The organism is Rhodococcus sp. IEGM 1318 (genome assembly GCF_033142465.1).
In the GTDB taxonomy this organism is placed as follows: domain Bacteria; phylum Actinomycetota; class Actinomycetes; order Mycobacteriales; family Mycobacteriaceae; genus Rhodococcus_F; species Rhodococcus_F qingshengii_B.
Genome location: NZ_JAWLSC010000002.1, coordinates 548,543 through 567,186 on the forward strand (window position 1 = coordinate 548,543; position 18,644 = coordinate 567,186).

Consider the following 18,644-nt stretch of genomic DNA (forward strand, 5'->3'; position numbering starts at 1 on the left):
TCCCCCACCCCGCGTGTGGTCCCGCCGGGGGGGGGGGGGGGTGTAACACAACATTTTTCTCTCCCCTATGGGGGGGGTTGGGGGTCTCTGGTTGCCCCCCCCCCCGACCCTCGGATGAGCTGGATTCTCGGTATGCCTAGCGGAACAGGTTCGCGACAAACGGAATCGTGTCGGCCTGCGATTCGACCAAAGCGCCGCTGTGATCGGTGTTGTAGGTCTTGAACGTGACCGGTTCACCGTTGGCGACCAACGCTGCAACCAGCGAAAGTGCAGACGGTGCAGGGACATCCACGTCAAGCAGGCCCTGGCCGATAAAGATAGGGCGGTCGTATCCACTGGTCGGTACACCCATGTAATCGTTCAGCAGACCCTGGAAGTTCGGGATCTGACTGAGCGGGCGGGAGAAGATGTCACCGAGGACCAGATCCTTGGATGCCTCGTCCAGGTCTGCGGCGCAGAGCTTTTCGGCCGAGTCGACCTTTTCCCTTCCCAAGTCGTTCAGGTAGGAATTCAAGTCGATCTCGGGGTGCGCTTCCCGCAAGCCCGCGAGGATGTAGAGCGCGTACGACGTCAACCCGCCGCCGAGGGCGATGGGAGGGAAGCCCGGACCGGCAGGCAGGAGGGTCAACTCGATGTTGGCCGGCACTCCGGTACCCACGCCACCGCGGTAGTCGAGCGAATCCCCACCGTATTCGGTGGCGTAGCGGGCCGTCGTGATGGCCGCACCGCCGCCCTGCGACTGTCCGACCACTGCCCAACGATTCGAGATGGAGGAGTCGATGACCCGGGCCGCCTTGACCGAGTCGACTACGCTGTGCGCCTCCACCTTTCCGTCGAGGTACGGCATCAGCCCTGGTGTACCCAGACCGACGTAGTCGGTGGCGACGACGGCGTAGCCCTCCGAGAGCCAGCGCCCCAGGTACGGGTAGTCACGTTCGGGCAGGCCGGGACCGACCAGCGAAGGGGCACAGGAATCGTCGAGTCCGGTGGTGCCGTGCGCCCAGGCGATGACGGGCCAACCACCTTCCGGAGCGGGACCGGCCGGGACGTAGTACGCGCCACTGCTCAGCGCAGGTCCGCCATTGGAACCGATGGTCCAATACGTGAACCGCTTGGCGTCGGCGGTACCCGGAATCCACAGACCCTTCGGCAGCGGCTCACTCGACACCACCGTGCCCGTGGCCTGCGACGCGCTCGGCGCCTGCGCGGACGCGACAGGCGCAGCAACGGCGGAGCCGATCGTTGCAGCACAGAGGGCTGCGATGGATATGCGGGCAAACGACTTCGACTGGAATTTCACGTCTGACGACTCCGGTTCGTGCGGTGGGCGACCTCGTTGGACGTTATCGTAGATTTTGTTTAACCGATCGGTCAAGCAAAATCTTGCAGCTTTGCGACACGTACATGTCGAGATCCCGGCCCCGACTCCGACCTAGCATCGAACCGGCACGAAACAACCGCAGGAGGATGGATCCATGGCACACGTACAGCGTTTCGACCACATCGGTATCACCGTCGCGAACCTCGAATCGGCAACGGCGTTCTTCGTCGGACTGGGGCTCGAACTGGAGGGCACCGGATCCGTGGAGGGTGAGTTCGTGGAAACCGTCTGCGGTATCCCTGGAGCCAAGTGTGAAATCGCAATGCTGCGCCCTCCGGGCGAAGGATCACGGCTCGAGCTCTCGTCCTTCGTCACGCCTGACCACACACCCGGATCGACTGCTCCGATGGCCAACGAGATCGGTCTGCGCAACGTGTCTTTCCAGGTGGGCGATCTCCAGGCGGCGGTCGACGCGGTGGCTGCGGACGGTTACGGGCTCATCGGCGGGATCGGCGAGTACGAGAACAGTGTGCGCATGGCCTATGTCCGAGGGCCGGAAGGACTCATCGTGTCTCTGTTCGAGCAGATCGGCTGAGGCATCACGACGACCGGACCGTCAGATCGCCTTCCAGGAGCTGACCAAAGCGCCCATCGCGGCCGCGAATTCGGCGAACGCCGCGTCAATTCTGACGCGGTCACCGGTGGTCACGAGATCGAGCGTCAACCCCCGAATCTGCGCCAACACGATCGTCGCGTACCGATCAGCGCGATCAGCCGGACATCCATGCGCGAGCGCAGCTTCCGTCAAACCACCCAACCAGTCCCCCACCACATGATCGAGAAACTCGCGATACCGCTCCGGATGCAACAACGCCTGTCCGTAGATCTCGAACATCAAGCGAAAGTTCGGCAACGATTCCGCTGATGTGCGCCGATTCCAGTAACTCGTCATCATCTCGACGATGTCGGTCCCGGAAGAGATGTCGAGAGAAGAGCTGTCTCGCAGGGTGGCGACTACTTCAGTGAGCAGTTGTTCCTTCGAACCGAAATGATGGATGAGTGTCGCATGGCTGATCCCCAGGTCCTTGGCCAACGGCCGCATGGACAGTTCACCGACGCCGTTCGCCGTGACATACGCGGTTACCTGCTCGAGCAATTCGGCACGGCGATGCTGGTAACGCAGTTTCCGGCCGTCGATCGGCGTGCTGTCCTCCACCTGCAGGAGCCTACGCAGTACCGGAAACACAGCAGTACCGGAAACACAGCAGCACTGGGTCACACGGTGACGTGGTGGCGATCCGATCGACTGATCGTGACAGCGGCGACGACGATACCGATCACCACGCCGATCAACGTGTCCGCGACGCGAGCCACTGCCGCATCGGTCCCGATCGGAGCGCTGAAACCGATGAGTAGGAGTGCCATCGGAGTGACGGCCAGTGACGTCAGCGCATAGTTCTTGATCACGAGTAGCTCCGCGGCAGTCTGCAGAATCACAACCACGGCAACGGCTTGCCAGTAACCGAGCGTCAGCGCGATGAGAGCAGCAGCGACGACGGCGCCACCGACATTTCCCACCAACCGCTGAATCCCGCGCTGGACGGTCTGCTTGTAGTTCAGCCCCTGCATCGCGGCGATGGCACCCATCGATGCCCACAGCGGATGCTCCAGCCCGGCTCCCGCCGCGAGCCAACCGGCCAGAGCCGAGGCGGCCACGATGCGGAGAGCATTCATCCGCACCGGGCGCGAATACAGTCGGCGCAATCCTTCGAGGAAATAACCTTCGGGCGCCGCCAGGGTTCGTGCCGGCGCAAGGTCGTGTTCGATCATGCTGGAGCGCTTGAGCTTCCGAAGCTCCTTCTCGTGCTGAGCAATACTCCGGATCAAAGTCGCGTCGCCGTGCAACTGCCACTGCTGTACTGCCGCTTCTGCTTCGTCGAGCACTGCCACCAGTTCACGTCCGTGATCGACGGTCGACTTGATTCGACCGCTCGACGCAATGACCAAGCGGGCGTTGGCAATCGATCCGAGCGCCGGTTCCACTCCGTCTGTGCCGGACTGTTCGAGACGCCCCACCGCAGAGACTGCACGAGCCACCGCCAGGCGGGCAGGTCCCATCGGCAGTACGAGCGCTGGGAGCATCGCGGCCACCCAACCAACCAGAACTCCAAGCGCACCGGCAGTCACCAGTCTCGCCAGATCATCGACACTGGAAGCATATCCGGCTGCACCGGTCGCCGCGAAGACGAGGATGACCGGCCCTGGTCCGGTGATCCGGAAGCCCGACATGAAGCAGTACGACGCACCGGCAAGCAACGAGAGGATGCCAATCTGCAACCAGGTCGGAACGCCCACAACACCCATTGCGCCTCCGAAAGCGATGGAAACCACCAATGCGGCACCCACCATCGCCAGCTTGCCGGCCAACCGGGGATACGGCTCGTACCTACCGAAGGCGGCACACAGCGCGCCCAAGGCCGCGAAGCCGGCCAATTCCCGATGCCCGAGCAGTCCGCCGACCACGAGCACTACGGCGGTGGCGAGTCCGACCCTGATCGCGGGCGCGATGGTCGCGTCCGCGGACCCGATGCGAAAAGCCGCTCGCCACGTCGCCCCGGAGACGGTGTGTGCAATGGCCTCACTCGAATGAGTGAGGCGGCTGGGCGTCCTGGCTGCGGTTTCGGTTCGGGTCACCGAACCAGCATACATTTATTTCACTAGTAAATTACTTGTGAAGTAATGTGAATTCTGTCGCTAAGATGGGGCCATGGGCGCGGCGAACAGATCCGAAGACGACTTCATCGACAAAGTCCGTCGCGAATGGAAGCGCGCCTACCCCGAGTTCGACACCGCGCCCGTCGAGGTGATGGGCAGGATCGCCCGCATCAACGCGCAGTCTCTTCACCAACTCGACCGCGCGCTGGCATCCAGCGGAGTCTCTCGCGCCGAATTCGACGTGATGAGCGCACTCGCTCGCAGCGACCGTCCCCTGCGAGCGAGCGAGGTCACCGCCGTCACGATGGTCAGCGGCGCCGCCACCACAAAACACGCCGACCGCCTGGCCAAACTGGGCTTTGTCGAGCGTCAGCGTTTCGAACACGACGGGCGGGTGGTTCTGCTTCAACTCACCGACGCCGGTCGCGAATTAGTCGAGGCCGAGTTTCCCCGACGAGTCGAGCGAGACCGTCAGGTTCTGACCGGACTCGACGAGAGCGAACGAGCCCAACTGACGGCGCTGCTCAAACGAATCTCACTCAACATCGACTCGGGGATCTGGGACTGACCTACTTCGGCAGCGGTACGTTCTGCAAGCGCACCTGACCGCGCGCCACCTCTTTGCCCGATTCCGGATCGGTGATGACCACCGACCACAACTGCTGAACCCGGCCCTGCTGTATCGGCACAGCCACGACGTCCACGCGCCCACCCGTACGCGCTCGCAGGAAATACGTTCCGTTGTGCACTCCGACGGCGAATTCGCCACGGTCCGCCACTGCAGTGCTGGCCCCGATGCTCGCGGCGGACTCGACGGCGGCCGTGTAGACACCTCCGTGGACAACGCCCCACGGCGTGTGATGCGCCTCGGACAGAACGATGTGCCCGACGACCTTCGTGCCGGACACCTCGTCCAGTTGCAATCCGGCAGCGCTGACAAATCCGCTTGCTGCCTCGAGATTCAATTCCGTCATGACGACCCCTCATCTGCTCCGTTGGATTTCTCGACCTACCTTCCGCCCTCGAATACATACCGTCAAGTGCTAAGTTGGAATTTCCAACTAACACTTTCAACCAGCAGGGGCCCAGAGATGACGGCGACAAAAGGACGTAACTGCTCCATCGCCAACGCCTTGGAGGTCGTCGGCGAGAAGTGGTCACTTCTGGTGCTCAGAGAAATCGTCCTCGGGCAACGACGGTTCGACGAGATCGCCGCGGGCACGGGAGCCAGCCGCGACATCCTCGCCGCGCGTCTGCGCACCCTTGTCGACGCCGACGTCCTCGCAAAGCGTCGGTACGAAGAACATCCGCCGCGCTACGAATACGTAGCCACCGAATCAGGGAAGGCGCTCTACCCGATCCTGATGGCACTCATGGAATGGGGAGACACCTTTGCGACGACGGGTCCGCCACCAACCGTCGTCGAGCATCGTTGCGGTGAAATCATGCACGCCCAAGTTGTGTGCGCACACTGCAAAGAGCCGCTGGCCGCCAGAGACGCGCACGTAGTCGAACTCTCGCCACCTGCTCGATAGCGTCAACGTCCGGGTGGAAACCCGCCGGTTGCGATTGGACCCCACGAGTCGACGGTGACGCGGATCAGGCTCTTGCCCTGCTTGCGCATGGCTTCGCGGTACTCGTCCCAGTCAGGATGATCACCGGCGATGGACCGGTAGTAGTCGACCAACGGTTCCACCGAATCCGGGAGATCGATCAACTCCGCGGTTCCATTGACCTGGACGTACGGACCGTTCCACTCGTCAGAGTGGATACACAGAGACACCGCCGGTGTCCGTCGAACATTCGCCGCTTTGGCCCGTTCCGGGTACGTGGAGATGACAATCCGACCCTCGTCGTCGACACCACACGTCACCGGAGAGATCTGCAGCTCGCCCGATTTCTTCACCGTGACAAACGTGGCCCGATGGCGCGGCCTGACAAATTCGAGGAGTTCTGCAAACGACACACGATCTGCGCTGGCGATCTTGGACATGATCTCAGCCTAATTCGATTTACGAGCGAACGCTCAGGGCATCTCGATGGTCTGAGCACGTGCGATCTCGCCGATTGCACGAATGATGTACGCGCTCTGAGCTTTCTTCACTCCGGTAGACAAGCTCCCGATGACCAGAACCGCCGAACGCAGGTACGCGCCGTGCCCGATGCGGAAGGAATCGTCTTCCAGATCCGAGACCCCGAGCGCCCCGGTGTAGACCGCAGCGAGCGCCTGAACGTCCAGATCCGGCAGCCACACGATCGTGGACTTGGCACAGGTAGTCAGCGCATCCTGCACGTCCTCACTGGACAAGCCGTCCGGATGCGTGTCCTCGAGCAATTCACGCACGATCGCCGCGTGAACTGAGCTGACCTGCTCGAAGGAGAGCCCGCGCAGTTCTTCGACGGCGGCGAGCAATCCGTCACGATTTGCCGCCCGCACCGCGACCAGTGCGTCGACGGTGGCATCGGCGATGTCACGGGCCACGTTCGGCCAAGCTGTCGGCCAGCTCTGTTCGGGCGTCATCCTGATATCTCCTCGGTCTTCGCGTTCGCGCGGAAGCCTGCCACAGCCCACCGACAGGATGGGCGTTCCGTCAGTGCAGCCGCTTCAACAACGACATTGCGTTATGCGGCGCAAAGCCTTTCATGTCGTTGTCGAAGTAGACGTACACGTCGAGGCCCTCGTCCGCCCAGGCCTGAAATCGCTTGGACCACTTGTCCAGAGCGTCGTCGGTGTACCCACTCGCATACAGCTCCTTGTCCCCGTGCATCCGCACATAGACGAAGTCGGTCGTCGGAGTGGTGATGCGGGGGTACCTGCCGGCGGTGTCTGCAACGACAAAACCGATGGAGTGCTCGCGCATCAAGTCCACGGCTTCGTCGGTCTCGAAGCTGGCGTGCCGCGCCTCCACCGCGTAACGGATCGGCTCGTCCTGCTCAGTCTGCGCGAACACTCTCTCGTCGGTCAGCTTGTCGTCGTGCTGCGCTGCCAGATCAGCTGCAGCCTGCGTGGTGTGGGGAAGACCGTCGAAGAAGTCCGCCAATCGCCGCGGTTCGAACTGCAACGTCGGAGGTAGTTGCCACAGAATCGGCCCGAGCTTCGGCCCGAGGGCGAGCGTCCCGGCGGCGAAGAAGTTCGCGAGTCCGTCGCGGGCGTCGAGCAGCCGTTTCATGTGCGTGATGTACCGGCCGCCCTTGATAGCGAACACAAAATCTTCGGGAGTTTCACTGCGCCATTTGGTGTAGCTTTCCGGCTTCTGCAGCGCATAGAACGAGCCGTTGATCTCGATCGACGTCAATCTCTCTGCGGCATAAGACAATTCTTTGCGGTGAGCAAGACCTTTCGGATAGAAATCTCCGCGCCACGCGGGATACGTCCACCCGGAGATACCTACCCGAATATCTGCCATCGCTTCAGACTAAGCGGCACTCGAGTGTTTTTACACTCCGTGTTTTCAAACTCCGGCACTGAGCGCGACGGATACCGGTACGACGGTCAGGCACACCACCGCGGCGACGAACAATGCGATCACGAGGCGACGGTCCCATCTTCCGCGTGCACCGCTGGCAGCCAGCATGAAGATCACAAAACCTACACACACGGACACGATAGTCACGATCACCGGAGTTCCAACCATGCCGTGATTGTCCCCTACCCATTGCCACCGAGCGCCCTACGGGTACACGATCGAAGTACCCATCCCGAGCAAGGAGTGGAAATGCCGAAATACCTCTGGCAAGTGACATACTCGCCCTCCGGCGCCGCCGGCCTACAGCAGGAGGGAGGCACTGCGCGACGCGACGCGATAACCCGAATGGTCGAAAGCATCGGCGGCACAGTCGAATCCTGCCACTTCGCACTCGGTGGACATGACATGTTCGTCATCGGCAACCTGCCGGACGACGTCGCGGCCGCCGCATTGAGCATTCGCACGGCTGCCGCAGGTGCAGCCCGCTCCGAGTCGATCACACTGCTCACGCCGGAGCAGATCGACGAGGCTGTCAAGCGACCGACCGACTACCGTGCGCCGGGCAAATGACGGCAGAAGGAATAGATCCCGGCAGCGCCCGAGTTGCACCCGCTGTGACGGAGACTACGCAAACACCTGACCTGGGCACCTACGGAATCTGGCGAGGAGCGGCTGGTTTGCCGCCCGAACTGGGAACAACGATCGAGAAACTCGGTTTCGGCACCATCTGGATCGGCGGCTCACCGCGGGCCGATCTACGGATCGCCGAGAAACTCCTCGATGCGACCGAGCACATCACCGTGGCAACCGGAATCGTCAACATCTGGTCCTCACCTGCGGCTGAGGTGGCGGAGTCCTATCACCGACTCGAAGCCGCACATCCAGGGCGATTCCTCCTCGGCGTAGGCGTCGGACATCCGGAGGCGACCGGCGACTACACCAAGCCGTACGCCTCGCTCGTGTCTTACCTCGACGAACTCGACGCGGCCCAGGTCCCGGAATCTCGCCGCGTCCTCGCCGCACTGGGACCGAAGGTGTTGAAACTGTCCGCCGATCGCGCCGCCGGCGCGCATCCGTACCTGACCACCCCCGAACACACGGCCGAAGCTCGTGAAATCCTCGGACCCTCGAAGATCCTTGCTCCTGAGCACAAGGTTGTTCTGGAAACCGATCCGGAGAAGGCCAGAGCAATCGGACGTCCCGCCGTCGCCAACCCCTATCTGTATTTGCGCAACTACACGAGCAATCTCGAGCGCCTCGGTTTTGCACCCGAAGAGTTGGCCAACGAGGGAAACGATCGCGTCATCGACGCTCTGGTTGCGCGCGGTACCGCGAAGTCCATCGCGGATCGGCTTCGCGAGCATGTCGCAGCAGGCGCCGATCACGTTGCGATCCAAGCACTTCCCGCCGAAGGTGATCCGCTCGCGACCTACGAAGCACTGGCCGCCGAACTCTTCGGCTGACCGGACAACTCTTGACTTGGATAAGTTGTGTCCGAGCATACTTGGACATGACTTATCCAAGTAAGGAGAACATCATGAAGATCGTCATCTTCGGGAGCGGGCTCATCGGAAGCCAGGTCGCCGCGGGGCTCGCTGACGCCGGGCACGACGCGAAGGCACTCGGTCGCGCCGACGGGATCGACGTCACCACCAGCATGGGTATCGCCGAAGCCGTCGAGGGCGCCGACGTCGTCGTGGATCTGACCAATTCCCCGTCCTGGTCGGACGAGGACGTCTTGGTCTTCTTCCGTGACGGAACCGGCCACATCCTCGCCGCCGAAGAGAAGGCAGGCGTCGGGCACCACGTCATTCTGTCCATCGTGGGTGCCGATCGACTGCCCGATTCCGGGTACATGCGAGCCAAAGTCGCCCAGGAAGACCTGGTCAAAGCCGGCCCGATCCCCTAACGCGATCGTCCGCCCGACCCAGTTCTTCGAGTTCGTCGCCGGAATCGCCGACGCGGGAACCACCGACGGCGCCGTCCACGCAACGCCGGGACATCTGCAACCCATCGCGTCTCGAGACGTCGCGTCCCACGTCGCCGAGGTAGTGACCGCCGCGCCGCAAAACGGCACGGTCGAGATTGCCGGGCCCGAACCGCTGGGCATCGACGAACTGGTCCGGCGCCTGTTCATCGTCACCGGCGACAACCGTTCGGTGATCTCCGATCCCGAGGCCGGCTACTTCGGCGCGAAACTCGACAACTCGGCACTTACCCCGACGCCCGGTGCAGATGCATGGATTGCGCCGACAACATACGACGCGTGGCTTGCCGAGAAGGCCTGACGTACACCCTCGGCCGATGTCCGATCCGCACCGCTTTCCGCGGCGTCGATAGAGTCCAATCATGAGGCTTTCCGGAGGCGTGGAGTGGTCACTCCACTGCTGTGTGGTTCTGAGCCAGTCCAAGGGGCCGGTACCCACAGCCAGACTCGCCGAACTTCACGGGGTATCGAAGACATACCTGGCGAAGCATCTGCGAGCGCTCGCGCACGCCTGTCTGGTCAATCCGACCGAGGGCCGAGACGGTGGGTACGTCCTCACCCGGGCCCCCGAGAAAATTACCGTTCTCGACGTCGTCCAGGCGGTTGACGGCACCGAACCTGCGTTCCGGTGCACGGAGATTCGACAGCAAGGAATCCTCGCCGCTCCACCCGAGCAGTGCCGTTCCGCCTGCGAAATAGCCAAAGTCATGGCTGACGCCGAAAAAGCCTGGCGCGCATCATTGTCGGGGGTCACGATTGCCGATCTTGCTGCAACCCTGGATCTTCCAGACCTCAGAAAGATCCTGACCGAACCGATCTCGCCCTAGAGTTGTCTACGCCTCACGATGCATTAATGCGTCTTTCAACTATCGGGTACCTTGTTCGGGGATCAAATCTTGACGAAGAAGCCTCCGGGAATTTTCGCAGGATCTCGGAGGGGGTTTCATGGGAGTCAGTGGCGCTGCGGGTTTGGGGCAGAATATCCGTCAGACATCGGGACTGTTGCGTCGCTGGTGGTCCCTTGCGTACGACGGCGAGTGGTTCCCCAGGTTTCTGGCTGCTCGATCGATGTTGGGGACAGCCAGGGTCGTCGTCACCTTCTGGTGTGCTGTGTTCGTCGCACTCGCAGTACTGGCGCAATTCGTGAAGGGTGGCGCGACCGAAGTCCCTGAACGACTCGCTGCTGGGACAGCATGCGTGATCGCGCTGTACTGCATGATTCGTTGGTCGTTCGGACGATCCTGGCCGAGCCACCGACAATCCGTTCGCTTCATTGCGCTCACCAACATCTGTTTGTCCTTGATCCTGCTCGCCGGAATCCATGCGAGCTTCCTGGCACTGACCGGTGCTGTGCTGTTCGTGGTCGTCGCGAACTATTCGTCGGTATTTCACAGCCCCCGGATAGTCACGGCACAGATCGCCGGCGCACTGCTGGTCGTAGCACTACTGACAATTCGGGCGGTAACCGATCCGGATACCGATTCCTCGCTGTCGGTGTCCACCGGATTGGTCATCGGGTGTGTTATCGCATCAGCCGCGATGACCGTGCATTTTCTCGTCCTGTATTTGACCGACGACGCGCGACACGCTTGGCGAGATCCGCTCACCGCTGCTCTGAATCGGCGTGGGCTGCACAACGTCTGGCACCAACTGTTCGATGTCGAAGAACTCCGGGGACACGTAGTCCTTGCGATAGTAATCGACGTCGATTCGTTCAAGAGCGTCAACGACAAACTGGGTCACGCAGAAGGCGATCGGATGCTGGTGACCGTGGGTCGACGATTGAACTCGGTCGTCGGAGAGGTCGGATTGGTTGCGCGGACAGGTGGCGACGAGTTCGTGATTCTCATGCCTGTCGAGCCACGTCGCATCGAACAAACCGTGGTGAACATCCACCACTCGATATCGCGCCCCGCCGGCCGACAGTCGATTTCCGTGAGCGTCGGAGCCAGCGTGTGGCTGTCTTCGACAATCCCGGACGCTTCGGGAACCATCGATCGGATTCTTGCCGATGCCGACAACGCGATGTATCGGGCGAAGCGACGAGGTGGAGACCAGGTAGCTTGGGCGGTAACGCATCTGAGCTGAATCAGCACGTCGCATACCGATCAACTTCTAGACGGTCTTCGCGCCAACCGTCGCTGAGACCGGATACCCCTCAGATACGTCGCATCACGGAAACAACCTTGCCCAAGATGGCCGCTCGGTCGCCGTCGATGACGCTGTACGCGGGATTGCGAGGCTCGAGATAAACGTGGCCGTCGCGGCGACGGAGCACCTTCACGGTGGCCTCCCCGTCGATCATCGCGGCGACGATCTCACCGGAATGGGCCTCGTCCTGGCGGCGCACCACGACGACGTCACCGTCGCAGATAGCTGCGTCGACCATCGACTCACCACGCACCCGAAGACCGAACACCGTACCGGAACCGACGAGCTCGCGAGGAAGCGCGAGTACCTCGTCTGCGTGCTCCTCCGCGAGGATCGGCGCGCCGGCCGCAATGTCACCGACGACCGGAACCGTCACCGTATTCGACGACGATTGCTCCTTCGCTCCCACGAGGAACGGCCGCACGTCCAACTGCCGAGCCATGGCCGCTCCTCGGCGGAGGAAGCCCTTTTCTTCGAGGCTCTTGAGGTGCTTGGACACCGTCGAGGTCGAGCGCAGACCAACCGCGTCTCCGATCTGCCGCGTGCTCGGCGTGCACCCGTTGGCAGCCACGAGATCCCGGATGGTCATCAGAATCTGCTGCTGGCGGAGCGGCAGGGAGGAGGCGTCGAGGCCACCGAACATGTCGAGATCGTCGTAATCGGTCACGACGAGAATCGTAGTGAGGGGTCCCGACATCCAGGCCAGGCAGCCGGAGTCTGCCAGAAACGGCACAGCCAGTTTGTTTCCCGAGCGGCGCATGGCACGCTGAGCTGATGGAGCCTCTCGAACCGATGCGCCCGGTCAGTGTTGCAGTCGACACGCGGACCAAGACTCCACTCTGGAAGATGGCGGTTCTCTATCCGGCAGTGACATCGGTGTTCATGTTTGCCGCACTCACCACCCGAACGGGAATTGGTCTTGTCGTACTGGGACTGGTCATTTTCGCAGTCGGCGCGAGCACTTACGTGATGTCGGAGCGACGGATGCTTCGGGAGAACTCGGGGGTTCGAGTTCCATACTTCACCGGACCTTCCGTCGCCCCGCGGCACCTCGATCTACTCGCGGCAGCAGGGATGCCCCTGCTTACGAGTGGAGCGGTGTTGACCGTCCGAGCATCCGATGCAGAACGTCCTTGGGTTTTCATATCGGTGTTCGTGATAGCGATGGTCCTGGCAATAACTGTCCCGATGGTTGTGCATAACGTGCGGGTCAAGCGGACAGAATCAGCCTGAGCAGTCGCGCCATACCGATATCTCGCAGCGTCACGTTCAACCTTCCCAGACGTCGGACCGACGTCTGGGTGGTGCGACCGGTTCACCCCCGGTGGAGTCGGCTAGGCGCTGGCGGCCTTGTCTGCAGTTTCGACAGGGGTCTCGACCTTGCTGAACTGCAGCACGCCGTCTTCGATCTCGGCGTCGTGCATCAGCTTGCGGTCGCGGTAGTAATTGTTGACCACTTTCCACGCACCGCGGGCACCCTGACGCGGCATTTCTCCGTCGCCGCGCTGAATGTAGCCCGAGGTCAGAGCTCCGCCCATGAGAGATTCTTCCGCGAAGTCCTCGGGTTCGGCGTGAACCTCGAAAGTCGTATAGTCACGCTTACGCATGATCTTGAGTACGCGACACAAATAGGACGCGGCCAGGTCGGCCTTGAGCGTCCAGGATGCGTTGGTGTAGCCGAGGATCATCAGGAAGTTCGGAATGTCGGAGTAGAGAACGCTCTTGTAAGCGACGGTCTTGTTGAGCTTGACCGGCTCGCCGTCAATGCTCATGCTCGCCCCGCCCAGGATCTGCACGTTCAAGCCGGTCGCCGTGACGATGACGTCGGCCTCGAGTTCGCGGCCCGACTCGGTCAGGATGCCCTTCTCGGTGAACTTGGCGATACGGTCCGTGACGATGTCGGCTTTTCCACTCTTGAGCACTTTGAAAAGGTCCCCGTTGGGAACCACGCACAGGCGCTGATCCCACGGGTTGTAGCTGGGGGTGAAGTGACTCAGGTCCACGTTCTTGCCGAGCTGCAAGCGGATCTGGGCGAGGAACAGCTTCTTCGCCAGCTTCGGGTTGGTGCGTGAGAGCTGAAAGCTGGCGCGTTGCAATGCAATATTGCGGGCTCGACCGATCTTGTACGCAATCTGGTCGGGAACGCGCGCGAACTTGAGACCCACTGCAACGGGGTCCTCGGAGGGCAGCGCCTGGATCCACGTGGGTGAGCGCTGCAGCATGGTGACGTGGCCGGCCGTGGGAGCCATCGACGGGATCAGTGTGATCGCGGTGGCACCGGACCCGATGACCACTACCTTCTTGCCGGTGTAATCGAGATCCTCCGGCCAGTGCTGCGGGTGCACGATCCGACCGCGGAAGTCGTCCTCACCGGGGAAGGTGGGGCGGTAACCCTTGTCGTAGTTGTAGTAACCACAGGCGCCGACGAGGACGTTCGCGGTCCACGTCTCGGTCTCACCCGTCGCCTCGACCAGGACGGTCACGGTCCACCGAGCAGTCGCGCGATCGAAGTCCATTGCCACGACCTTGCGGCCGAAGTTGATGTGATCGGTGACGCCGTATTCCTTGGCGGTTTCCTCCACGTAGTCACGGATGCTGGCGCCGTCCGCGAGCACCTTGGTCCCGATCCACGGACGGAAACCGAATCCGAAGGTGAGCATGTCGGAGTCCGAACGGATGCCTGGGTACTTGAACAGGTCCCAGGTGCCACCGATGTTCTCGCGGCGCTCGAGGATCGCGTAAGTGCTTCCGGTCTGCTCACGAATGAGGTGACAAGCCGCGCCGATTCCGGACAAGCCAGCGCCGATGATCAGTACGTCGACATGCTGTGTCATGAGGAAACTCGTTTCGTAGGTCGTCGCGAAGCTACTTCTGGCGTCGGCAGTGGCCGAGAACGATCGGCCGGTTCAGGCCGGGTTCCCTAAGGTCAGCGCCAATGAACAGGGTATGTGCAACTGTCGGTAACAGTCAATATCTCGACCCGACCAAGTACGGAACATTGAGGTGCGACGCACCGGCCTCACGGTAACTCGACCGAGACGGCTGAATGCCTCGAGCCACCGGGGTGTCGTTCACGTCATAGGCGGAAAGGTCCGATAGCTCGTCTACTCGAGATACTCATCGCCAAAATATTTAGCGCCCTAACATAATTCGAGGGTTCACAACCAGGCATCTAGGCGAGCTTTTACGTGGCCCCGGAGGTGCCACACTCTATTCGCCTAGATGACGCGTCGAGCGCGCGAGTTTCCATGGGCGGACGGGCAACTGCGATATCGCCGTAACCTTCGTACGCATCAGTGGAGAGGTCACTGCGATAACTAGCCTGCTGACGAAACCACGCTGAAAGCAACGGTTTTGGTTTCGCAGCGACGAGAACGGGCGGACTGGACCCCCACCGGTCATGTAAGCGCTATGACACACTCCAGCACAGTCACCGTGTACACCACTCATAGCGATCGAGGGTTCGCCAATGCAATCGTTGCCGGAATCAGCACCAGGGCTGATTCCGGGACACAAACCGCAGACATGAAACTGTTAAAGCACCACACCAGCGATCACGGTAGAGCGATTGTTCTCCTACCACTCGGGGGCATCGACTGGCAGGTGAAGGAGCTCTCCGCACTCGAGGGATCGGTCCTGGTCGGCGATCTCAGTGGCGGCCGCTCCATGATTCGGGGGCTGGCAGCGGGCGCCCACACCGCGCTCAACTCTCAACTACCGTTCCCATCGCTGCTCGATGAGCTGCAGGCCGCCCTCAACCCCAACTCCACTCAGCCCGCACACGACAACTCCGCTCTCGTACAACGCATCCGGTTGCGTACCGAAGAAACCGCACGAATCGGCAGTCTCACCGATCGCGAATTCGAAATCGTGGGACTTCTCTACGGCGGTTCGAATGTCGACTTGATTGCTCGAACCGCTCACATCGCACCGACCACGGTTCGCGCCCACATCCGAAGCATCTTGCAGAAGCTTGGGGTGCACTCTCAGCTGGAGGCCTGCGCGATGCTCCGCCGCTCTGGTCACGACGCACGCAGACACCCACTCGAGCTTCGGATCGGACGCTTCTAACCGGAAGTGTCCCAGACGCACTCATTGAGATGGGTGCTCAACCCGATCGAACTCGAAGTTCGCAAAGATAGTCAATTTTGACGATTCGACGACGTGCCCGGACGTCGAACATTGGGTCCTACACGACATCGAAGACACGAGTGAACATCGAAAGGTGCATTCAATCAATGGAATACACACGCACAGTGCCGCGCCATCTCGTCCACAGACATGCTGTTGCCGAGGTTTTCTTGACGGATTACCGGATCGAATCGGACTCGGCGTACCAGGTTGCTGTGCAGCTCCCGGTCTCGCACCGGATATTCGACGCATCGAGCGAGCAACACGATCCGCTCGGGGTGGCAGAAGCATTCCGACAGGCAGTGGTGCTTCTGTGCCACACCCGATACGACATTCCTCTGCACTACAAGTTCCTCATGGAAACATTCAGCTTCGAGATGTTGGATGCACTCGACGTGAAACCAGTAGCGGAGCCGTTAAGTTTCTCGATGACCGTGGAAAAACTCACCCATCGTGACGGAGCGGTCTCGGGCGTTGAAGTGTCCGGGGTCCTCAGCGAGGGCACCCGGCACGTCGCCAGATGCAACGCTGTTGCGCGAGGAGTCAGCCCCGAGGGATATCGTCGAATTCGGCAAGGACGAGAAGACCACCGCCCGAGCCGGCGCGTCGTTCCCTCCGGAACCGCGGTAGTCGGATCGGAGCGAGTCGGACGCCTGACCGATGGAGATGTGCTCATCAGCACTGATCCTGCTCGGCACACGATGTTCTGCACTCCCGATCCGCGCAACCACTCCCTTTTCGACCACCCCGTCGACCACATCCCAGGAATGATTCTCTTCGAGGCCGCCCGACAAGCGGTCCGATTCCACATCGGCAACCCAGCAACAAAGATCGCCTCACTCTCGGCGGTCTTTCCGAGGTTCACTGAATGGGAAACGCCGTGCGAGGTGTCAACGACCCCCCTTGACGCGTCAGGCCATGCGCACCGAGTTCGGTTCACTCAAGAACTGGAAACCACCGCGGAACTTGAACTTACAGTTGCGGACCAATTATGAGAGGGAACGAACACGTTCTTCTCGTCGCGTCATCCACGTCAAACGCTCGGTGGTTCCCACTCTCTCGGCGCAAGCGCCGCCAGTTGCATGACGTGCGCCAACTTGTCCTCGCGGACAATCGTTGGCAGCACCAAGTTCCACATCTGACTCAACCGCTCGTACAGATCGGTTCTGCCCGTCAGCATTTCCGAGAGAATCTGCACTCCGGTGAACGACCCCACCACAAATCGAGCCAATGCGTCGATATCGGTACCCGGGACGATATCGCCGGCTTCAGCTGCTTGGGTTGCCACCTGCTTGATAGCCTCGATCCAATCGAGGTACGGCTGTTCGATAGGACCTTGAATACTGCCGATCTCCATCGTCAACCGCATGCCACCTCGCGCGATGGGCTCGGTCACAAGCTGCCGAGCCATCTCCTGCGAAACGAGCACCAGGGTTTCGATCGCGATGTCGGAATGCGCAGCAACCCGCCGGGTACCCTCCATCGCCATACCGTGCTGCGCTGCGATGACCGCGTGCGCAAGCTCCTCCTTCGACGCGAAATGAAAATACATCGCGCCCTTGGACACACCCCCGTGCTGCAAGATCGTACCCAAACTGGCGGAGTACCCGAACTTCTCGAAGCTCTTCGCAGCACCCAAAATGACGGCCTGGCGCGTGAGGACAGCACGCTCCTGCATGATCTACCCAGCTCTCGTTGCCGACGGAATGAATCTCAACGATACGTCGAAAGACCCGGCAGCAACGCTCTCGACACGGACACACCGTGACGACTCTGGTACTCGGGGCCACTGGTTTCATCGGCTCAGCAGTGATGAAACAACTGGTTTCCCGGGGTGGAAACGCTGCAATCGGTTTCGTGCGCACGGACAGCGCAGCCAAACGACTCAGCCGCAAAGGAGTTGCCGCCACTATCGGCGACATCAACGACAGCGCCTCTCTACGAGGTGCAATGAGCCAGGCGTCTACCGTCATCTGCTGCGTATCGTACGTGGGCGACGACGAACAACAGTGCGTTCACGTCAACCAACACGGCATACGGAACGTTGCGTCGATCGCCGCCGCCGTCGGCGTCGAACGGCTGCTCTACATCAGCACCGCGGCTGTGTACGGGCCAGGCCCGTTTCGAGACTTGCCGGTCAACGGCGTGCCTCTCAAACCCCTCTCACCTGCCAGTCGCACGCGCGCTCTCGCCGAGAAGTTCGTGCGCGACGCCGGAGGCCTGGTCATCCGGCCCCATCTCGTGTACGGATCCGGCGACAGATGGTTTCTGCCGACACTGACGCGAATTGTCTCTCGACTCGACTCGATCATCGACGACGGTAACGCCATCCTGTCAGTAGTCGACGTAGACCTACTCGCCCGATCTATCTGCAAACTGTCGATAGAACAGCAATTTCGCTACGGCTCAACACTTCACGTCAACGAGCCTGTCCCACGGACAGTCATCGACCTTCTCGAGCATCATGCGCGGGAGACCAACTGGACTCGGCCCCAGAACTCTATCCCCCGCGCCGACGCAGTGAAAGTTGCTGCCCAGCTAGGTCTCGACATGCACAAGATAGACATGATCAGCCTCGATCACTGGTTCCGGTCGAGACTGTACTGAGGACACCTGCGTAATGAACAAGACCTATTGGCAGTCACCAAGCATTTATGGGGACAACCCTTTTGAGGAGATGCGTACATGGCTGGATAGCGTGGTGAACTTCGAGGACACTGCACCGCTTTCCTCGGACGGGTGGCAACCAAGTCTCACCACCCTGAACTGTCGAGCGAGGCACTGCGGACAAGCGGCCCAGCGCAGTAGCCGCCCAGCCAGAGTTCGTTCACGGGCCGCATTCTACGAGGCCGAAAATTAATGTCTGCTGGCA

At 61.3% G+C, this 18,644-nt stretch carries 22 protein-coding genes and 1 pseudogene; 12 read left to right on the forward strand and 11 right to left on the reverse strand.

Annotation, left to right across the window (positions count from 1 at the left end):
• Window positions 1–136: 136 nt before the first annotated feature.
• On the reverse strand, window positions 137–1,300 hold the full coding sequence (locus R4P65_RS06885; protein ID WP_317825931.1) for an alpha/beta hydrolase family protein: 1,164 nt from the start codon (window positions 1,298–1,300) through the stop codon (window positions 137–139).
• 175 nt (window positions 1,301–1,475) lie between these two features.
• Here R4P65_RS06885 and R4P65_RS06890 point away from each other — a divergent pair, with 175 nt between their 5' ends.
• Window positions 1,476–1,916, forward strand: a complete 441-nt coding sequence (locus R4P65_RS06890) for a VOC family protein (RefSeq protein ID WP_317825932.1) — start codon at window positions 1,476–1,478, stop codon at window positions 1,914–1,916.
• A gap of 21 nt (window positions 1,917–1,937) precedes the next feature.
• On the opposite strand, the gene R4P65_RS06895 is transcribed toward R4P65_RS06890, so the two are convergent.
• Both R4P65_RS06895 and R4P65_RS06900 read right to left on the reverse strand, forming a co-directional pair.
• Window positions 1,938–2,537: a TetR/AcrR family transcriptional regulator gene (locus tag R4P65_RS06895; protein WP_317825933.1), complete on the reverse strand. Its 600-nt coding sequence runs from the start codon at window positions 2,535–2,537 to the stop codon at window positions 1,938–1,940.
• 59 nt (window positions 2,538–2,596) lie between these two features.
• Window positions 2,597–4,030, reverse strand: a complete 1,434-nt coding sequence (locus R4P65_RS06900; protein WP_317825934.1) for an FUSC family protein — start codon at window positions 4,028–4,030, stop codon at window positions 2,597–2,599.
• A 58-nt stretch (window positions 4,031–4,088) separates the two neighbouring features.
• Between R4P65_RS06900 and R4P65_RS06905 the strand changes: the two genes are divergently transcribed.
• Entirely contained in the window at window positions 4,089–4,604 is a 516-nt protein-coding gene (locus R4P65_RS06905; protein WP_230817536.1) for a MarR family winged helix-turn-helix transcriptional regulator, read from the forward strand.
• 1 nt (window position 4,605) lies between these two features.
• Here the strand turns inward: R4P65_RS06905 and R4P65_RS06910 are convergent, their stop codons facing one another.
• A complete protein-coding gene (locus tag R4P65_RS06910) occupies window positions 4,606–5,010 on the reverse strand; it encodes a PaaI family thioesterase (protein ID WP_317825935.1) in 405 nt (134 codons plus the stop codon).
• A gap of 117 nt (window positions 5,011–5,127) precedes the next feature.
• Here R4P65_RS06910 and R4P65_RS06915 point away from each other — a divergent pair, with 117 nt between their 5' ends.
• On the forward strand, window positions 5,128–5,571 hold the full coding sequence (locus R4P65_RS06915) for a helix-turn-helix domain-containing protein (protein WP_317825936.1): 444 nt from the start codon (window positions 5,128–5,130) through the stop codon (window positions 5,569–5,571).
• 2 nt (window positions 5,572–5,573) lie between these two features.
• On the opposite strand, the gene R4P65_RS06920 is transcribed toward R4P65_RS06915, so the two are convergent.
• The 4 genes from R4P65_RS06920 to R4P65_RS06935 form a co-directional block, all read right to left on the reverse strand.
• Window positions 5,574–6,029 carry a PPOX class F420-dependent oxidoreductase gene (locus R4P65_RS06920; RefSeq protein WP_030536493.1) on the reverse strand — a complete coding sequence of 152 codons (456 nt, stop codon included), beginning with the start codon at window positions 6,027–6,029 and terminating at the stop codon, window positions 5,574–5,576.
• A gap of 33 nt (window positions 6,030–6,062) precedes the next feature.
• The gene (locus R4P65_RS06925; protein ID WP_317825937.1) at window positions 6,063–6,557 is read right to left on the reverse strand and encodes a hypothetical protein; all 495 of its coding nucleotides are present in this window, start codon (window positions 6,555–6,557) and stop codon (window positions 6,063–6,065) included.
• A gap of 70 nt (window positions 6,558–6,627) precedes the next feature.
• Entirely contained in the window at window positions 6,628–7,443 is an 816-nt protein-coding gene (locus tag R4P65_RS06930) for a DUF72 domain-containing protein (protein WP_317825938.1), read from the reverse strand.
• A 45-nt stretch (window positions 7,444–7,488) separates the two neighbouring features.
• Window positions 7,489–7,671, reverse strand: coding sequence for a hypothetical protein (locus tag R4P65_RS06935; protein ID WP_230817531.1), 183 nt, complete (start codon window positions 7,669–7,671; stop codon window positions 7,489–7,491).
• 81 nt (window positions 7,672–7,752) lie between these two features.
• Here R4P65_RS06935 and R4P65_RS06940 point away from each other — a divergent pair, with 81 nt between their 5' ends.
• From R4P65_RS06940 to R4P65_RS06960, 5 genes and pseudogenes are all read left to right on the forward strand, one after another.
• Window positions 7,753–8,073: a GYD domain-containing protein gene (locus R4P65_RS06940; protein ID WP_007729728.1), complete on the forward strand. Its 321-nt coding sequence runs from the start codon at window positions 7,753–7,755 to the stop codon at window positions 8,071–8,073.
• Window positions 8,070–8,966 (forward strand): LLM class F420-dependent oxidoreductase, encoded by an 897-nt coding sequence (locus R4P65_RS06945; protein ID WP_230817529.1) that lies wholly within the window; start codon window positions 8,070–8,072, stop codon window positions 8,964–8,966. Before R4P65_RS06940 ends, R4P65_RS06945 begins: the two co-directional genes overlap by 4 nt.
• A 74-nt stretch (window positions 8,967–9,040) precedes the next feature.
• Window positions 9,041–9,791 (forward strand): annotated as a pseudogene (locus tag R4P65_RS06950) (SDR family oxidoreductase).
• Between the two features lie 61 nt (window positions 9,792–9,852).
• A complete protein-coding gene (locus R4P65_RS06955; protein ID WP_317825940.1) occupies window positions 9,853–10,317 on the forward strand; it encodes an Rrf2 family transcriptional regulator in 465 nt (154 codons plus the stop codon).
• Window positions 10,318–10,435: 118 nt separating this feature from the next.
• The gene (locus R4P65_RS06960) at window positions 10,436–11,578 is read left to right on the forward strand and encodes a GGDEF domain-containing protein (RefSeq protein ID WP_317825941.1); all 1,143 of its coding nucleotides are present in this window, start codon (window positions 10,436–10,438) and stop codon (window positions 11,576–11,578) included.
• Between the two features lie 70 nt (window positions 11,579–11,648).
• Here the strand turns inward: R4P65_RS06960 and lexA are convergent, their stop codons facing one another.
• Window positions 11,649–12,338 (reverse strand): transcriptional repressor LexA, encoded by a 690-nt coding sequence (lexA, locus tag R4P65_RS06965; protein ID WP_020909365.1) that lies wholly within the window; start codon window positions 12,336–12,338, stop codon window positions 11,649–11,651.
• Between the two features lie 77 nt (window positions 12,339–12,415).
• Between lexA and R4P65_RS06970 the strand changes: the two genes are divergently transcribed.
• The gene (locus tag R4P65_RS06970) at window positions 12,416–12,874 is read left to right on the forward strand and encodes a hypothetical protein (protein WP_317825942.1); all 459 of its coding nucleotides are present in this window, start codon (window positions 12,416–12,418) and stop codon (window positions 12,872–12,874) included.
• Between the two features lie 101 nt (window positions 12,875–12,975).
• On the opposite strand, the gene R4P65_RS06975 is transcribed toward R4P65_RS06970, so the two are convergent.
• Window positions 12,976–14,475 (reverse strand): NAD(P)/FAD-dependent oxidoreductase, encoded by a 1,500-nt coding sequence (locus R4P65_RS06975; protein ID WP_317825943.1) that lies wholly within the window; start codon window positions 14,473–14,475, stop codon window positions 12,976–12,978.
• A 691-nt stretch (window positions 14,476–15,166) separates the two neighbouring features.
• Between R4P65_RS06975 and R4P65_RS06980 the strand changes: the two genes are divergently transcribed.
• Window positions 15,167–15,712: a helix-turn-helix transcriptional regulator gene (locus R4P65_RS06980; protein ID WP_317825944.1), complete on the forward strand. Its 546-nt coding sequence runs from the start codon at window positions 15,167–15,169 to the stop codon at window positions 15,710–15,712.
• A gap of 167 nt (window positions 15,713–15,879) precedes the next feature.
• Window positions 15,880–16,767: a ScbA/BarX family gamma-butyrolactone biosynthesis protein gene (locus tag R4P65_RS06985; RefSeq protein WP_317825945.1), complete on the forward strand. Its 888-nt coding sequence runs from the start codon at window positions 15,880–15,882 to the stop codon at window positions 16,765–16,767.
• A 38-nt stretch (window positions 16,768–16,805) separates the two neighbouring features.
• On the opposite strand, the gene R4P65_RS06990 is transcribed toward R4P65_RS06985, so the two are convergent.
• Window positions 16,806–17,450 carry a ScbR family autoregulator-binding transcription factor gene (locus R4P65_RS06990; protein ID WP_317825946.1) on the reverse strand — a complete coding sequence of 215 codons (645 nt, stop codon included), beginning with the start codon at window positions 17,448–17,450 and terminating at the stop codon, window positions 16,806–16,808.
• An 86-nt stretch (window positions 17,451–17,536) separates the two neighbouring features.
• Between R4P65_RS06990 and R4P65_RS06995 the strand changes: the two genes are divergently transcribed.
• Window positions 17,537–18,379 (forward strand): NAD-dependent epimerase/dehydratase family protein, encoded by an 843-nt coding sequence (locus R4P65_RS06995; protein WP_317825947.1) that lies wholly within the window; start codon window positions 17,537–17,539, stop codon window positions 18,377–18,379.
• Window positions 18,380–18,644 lie beyond the last annotated feature (265 nt).

What these genes read in the sequence shown, in the direction of transcription:
- R4P65_RS06890 (WP_317825932.1), top strand. Translation starts at nt 1,476, where the DNA reads ATGGCACACGTACAGCGTTTCGACCACATCGGTATCACCGTCGCGAAC.
- R4P65_RS06900 (WP_317825934.1), bottom strand. Translation starts at nt 4,030, where the DNA reads ATGTATGCTGGTTCGGTGACCCGAACCGAAACCGCAGCCAGGACGCCC.
- R4P65_RS06905 (WP_230817536.1), top strand. Translation starts at nt 4,089, where the DNA reads ATGGGCGCGGCGAACAGATCCGAAGACGACTTCATCGACAAAGTCCGT.
- R4P65_RS06910 (WP_317825935.1), bottom strand. Translation starts at nt 5,010, where the DNA reads ATGACGGAATTGAATCTCGAGGCAGCAAGCGGATTTGTCAGCGCTGCC.
- R4P65_RS06915 (WP_317825936.1), top strand. Translation starts at nt 5,128, where the DNA reads ATGACGGCGACAAAAGGACGTAACTGCTCCATCGCCAACGCCTTGGAG.
- R4P65_RS06920 (WP_030536493.1), bottom strand. Translation starts at nt 6,029, where the DNA reads ATGTCCAAGATCGCCAGCGCAGATCGTGTGTCGTTTGCAGAACTCCTC.
- R4P65_RS06925 (WP_317825937.1), bottom strand. Translation starts at nt 6,557, where the DNA reads ATGACGCCCGAACAGAGCTGGCCGACAGCTTGGCCGAACGTGGCCCGT.
- R4P65_RS06930 (WP_317825938.1), bottom strand. Translation starts at nt 7,443, where the DNA reads ATGGCAGATATTCGGGTAGGTATCTCCGGGTGGACGTATCCCGCGTGG.
- R4P65_RS06935 (WP_230817531.1), bottom strand. Translation starts at nt 7,671, where the DNA reads ATGGTTGGAACTCCGGTGATCGTGACTATCGTGTCCGTGTGTGTAGGT.
- R4P65_RS06940 (WP_007729728.1), top strand. Translation starts at nt 7,753, where the DNA reads ATGCCGAAATACCTCTGGCAAGTGACATACTCGCCCTCCGGCGCCGCC.
- R4P65_RS06945 (WP_230817529.1), top strand. Translation starts at nt 8,070, where the DNA reads ATGACGGCAGAAGGAATAGATCCCGGCAGCGCCCGAGTTGCACCCGCT.
- R4P65_RS06955 (WP_317825940.1), top strand. Translation starts at nt 9,853, where the DNA reads ATGAGGCTTTCCGGAGGCGTGGAGTGGTCACTCCACTGCTGTGTGGTT.
- R4P65_RS06960 (WP_317825941.1), top strand. Translation starts at nt 10,436, where the DNA reads ATGGGAGTCAGTGGCGCTGCGGGTTTGGGGCAGAATATCCGTCAGACA.
- lexA (WP_020909365.1), bottom strand. Translation starts at nt 12,338, where the DNA reads ATGTCGGGACCCCTCACTACGATTCTCGTCGTGACCGATTACGACGAT.
- R4P65_RS06970 (WP_317825942.1), top strand. Translation starts at nt 12,416, where the DNA reads ATGGAGCCTCTCGAACCGATGCGCCCGGTCAGTGTTGCAGTCGACACG.
- R4P65_RS06975 (WP_317825943.1), bottom strand. Translation starts at nt 14,475, where the DNA reads ATGACACAGCATGTCGACGTACTGATCATCGGCGCTGGCTTGTCCGGA.
- R4P65_RS06980 (WP_317825944.1), top strand. Translation starts at nt 15,167, where the DNA reads ATGAAACTGTTAAAGCACCACACCAGCGATCACGGTAGAGCGATTGTT.
- R4P65_RS06985 (WP_317825945.1), top strand. Translation starts at nt 15,880, where the DNA reads ATGGAATACACACGCACAGTGCCGCGCCATCTCGTCCACAGACATGCT.
- R4P65_RS06990 (WP_317825946.1), bottom strand. Translation starts at nt 17,450, where the DNA reads ATGCAGGAGCGTGCTGTCCTCACGCGCCAGGCCGTCATTTTGGGTGCT.